Annotated in this window: 2 protein-coding genes and 2 pseudogenes; 2 read left to right on the forward strand and 2 right to left on the reverse strand. The window is 65.2% G+C overall.

The window, feature by feature from the left end; all coding sequences use genetic code 11:
* Nucleotides 1–540, reverse strand: a pseudogene (locus tag AC5JJ6_RS08870) (IS5 family transposase); the annotation flags it as partial.
* Nucleotides 541–575: 35 nt separating this feature from the next.
* Nucleotides 576–1,127 (reverse strand): annotated as a pseudogene (gene tnpC / locus AC5JJ6_RS08875) (IS66 family transposase); the annotation flags it as partial.
* Between the two features lie 156 nt (nucleotides 1,128–1,283).
* On the opposite strand from tnpC, the gene AC5JJ6_RS08880 reads away from it, so the two are divergent.
* A complete protein-coding gene (locus tag AC5JJ6_RS08880; protein ID WP_496041687.1) occupies nucleotides 1,284–2,087 on the forward strand; it encodes a hypothetical protein in 804 nt (267 codons plus the stop codon).
* Nucleotides 2,066–2,492, forward strand: a 427-nt coding sequence (locus AC5JJ6_RS08885) for a hypothetical protein (protein ID WP_496041688.1), incomplete at its 3' end; no start/stop codon positions are given. The genes AC5JJ6_RS08880 and AC5JJ6_RS08885, both read left to right, overlap by 22 nt.

Here is a 2,492-nt window from a genome sequence, read left to right on the forward strand (position 1 = left end):
AGCGCTTGCGGATCGCCTTTATGATGAGTTCGGCACCGTCGGCATCCTGGATGTCTGCGGTGGTCACGTTGAGCATCAAGAGATGCCCGTCGGTGTCCACCGCGATATGCCGCTTGCGGCCCTTGGTCTTCTTGCCGGCGTCGTACCCGCCGCCGCCGGGTGCGTTGGTGTCTTGACCGTCTGGCTGTCCACAACGCCTCCGGTCGGACTGGCTTCGCGACCCTGCAACTCGCGGTCGATCATGACCGCGATGTCGTGGATGGTCTGGAACAGAAAGCGCCGCAGCAGCTTGCGGAACCACCAGTAGACCGTCTGCCACGCCGGAAAGTGGACCGGCAGCATGCGCCAGCCACAGCCGGTGCGGGCCAGATAGCGTAGCGCGTTGAGAACCTCGCGCATGTCCACTTTCGCCTTGCGGCCGCGCCGGGCCGGTGGCGGCAGCAAAGGCTGGATGTACTCCCATTCCTTATCGCTCAGATCCGTCGCATAACGCTGACGCTCGAACTGCTTTTGACGCTCACGATGCTCTTTCGTCCAAATTCCCTCTAGAGTAAGCGTGGTTTCACGACACCAGATTAGGATTTGACGTCGGCGGGTTTCCAGTTCCAGGGCAGGAGATCGGCGATCCGGTTGGCGGGATGGCCGTTGACCATGCGTTCCAGCACATCGCTGATGTAGGCATAGGGTTCAACGTCGTTCAGCTTCGCCGTTTCAAGAAGCGACGAGATTATGGCCCATCGGCGACCGCCGCCTTCGCTGCCGGCGAACAGCGCATTCTTACGATTCAGAGCGATTAGCCGGATCGTCCGCTCGACGGTGTTGGTGTCCATCTCGACGCGGCCATCGTCCAGATACACGCACAAAGCTTCCCAGCGGCCGAGCGCATAACGGATCGCCTCGGCCAGCTTCGAGCGCGAAGGAACACGCCGGAGTTCCTGCTCGAACCAGGTTTTCAGGTCGGCGACCAGCGGCATACCGCGCGTCTGCCGTTCCTGGCGGCGCTCGTCGGCGGTGCGGCCGCGGATGCGCTCCTCCAGCGCGTAAAGCTGGCCGATCCGGCGCAGGGCCTCGGTCGCAACCGGCGAGCCCGCCTCGCTGAGGTCATAGAAGCGCCTGCGCGCGTGCGCCTTATCTGGAGCTCCAGATAAGGCTCATTATCCAAAGTTCGGTTTTATCCGGAGTGGCCCGCCGCCAGCGCCGTCATGGCCGGTGACAGCGGCCCCTCGGACTCCGCATAATTTCCGCCTTCGCGGCGCCATGCGCCGATGCGGGGGAGACCGCCGATGCAGATGCCGCTGCACACCTCGTCGAGCGCCGAGACCTACATCCGGAACCGTGAATGGCGCGCCGCCCAACTGGGCGGCTGTCCGCTGCATCCGTCGGGCGGTTGCTCCTTCGCTCGCCACGGCAGCTATTCGCGCCTGACACCCCGGGGAATGCGCATTGCCCGGTGGTATTGTCCGCAAGGGCATCGGACGTTCAGCCTGCTGCCGGACTTTCTTGCGGCCAGATTGCCGGACTTGCTCGACACCATCGAAGACAGCGTCGCCGCCGCCGGTTCGGCCAGGAGCATGGAGGCCGCCGCCGATCTGCTGCGCGGTCCCGACATCACCCTGCCAAGCGCTGTCCGCTGGCTGCGCCGTCGCGTTCGCGCCGTCCGCGCGGGGCTCGACGCCGTCGCCCATATCGTGCCGGATCCGCCGTCCGGCGGCATTGACCCGAACCAGCCCCATTTGCTGGCCCAGCTCCGCCGCTCACTGGCGCCGGCGGTTCTGGCCGACATTCCGGCACCGCTCGGTTTCCTGGCATCACGGCGCGCCGAGCGAACCGACGATGGCAACCAACACGAGGTGGGGCCTGACGGAACCCCGGACGCCCGTTACGATCGGGGCGTCAACATGGTCGGTGTCTCATGCAACGCCATTCCCCCAATACCGCCGCAGCCGCGCCCACTCCCGACGCCATGCTCCGCGTCTGGCGTGCCGATCACTGCGTCCAGGACAGCAGCGCCGCGCTGTACCTGCAATGGATCCGCCGCTTCCGAATCTATTCCGCGATGCACGGATTGGATGAACGTACCGAACTGACCTGGGATGGCGCATCCCGGTTCATCGCCTGGTATGCCCAGCACAGGCACCTCGATCCGCAGGGGCTGGGCCTTGCGCGCACCGCGCTGTATGCGCTCAGCCGCGTCTATGTGGTGATGGGGCTTTGCCCGCCGGCATGGCGGGCCGCGAGGCCCGCCATGCCGGCCGCATCGGCGCTTCTGCAAGAGTATGCCGAGCACCTCTCCCGTTATCGGGGCAATCCTCCGGCGACCATCGATAAGAAGCTGGCCCATGTCGGCAAGCTCTCGGCTCATCTCGCCGACCGCGACAAGACCTGGAGCACGATGGCGCTGACGGACATCGACGGGTTCCTGTTTAAATGCGCGCAGCGATATGCACGTGCCACCGTGGCCGATATCGACTCCATCGTCCGTTCCTTCGTCC

It is taken from the genome of Skermanella sp. (assembly GCF_059503625.1).

Coding starts and splice junctions, on each gene's coding strand:
- AC5JJ6_RS08880 (WP_496041687.1), top strand. CDS start 1,284: ATGCAGATGCCGCTGCACACCTCGTCGAGCGCCGAGACCTACATCCGG.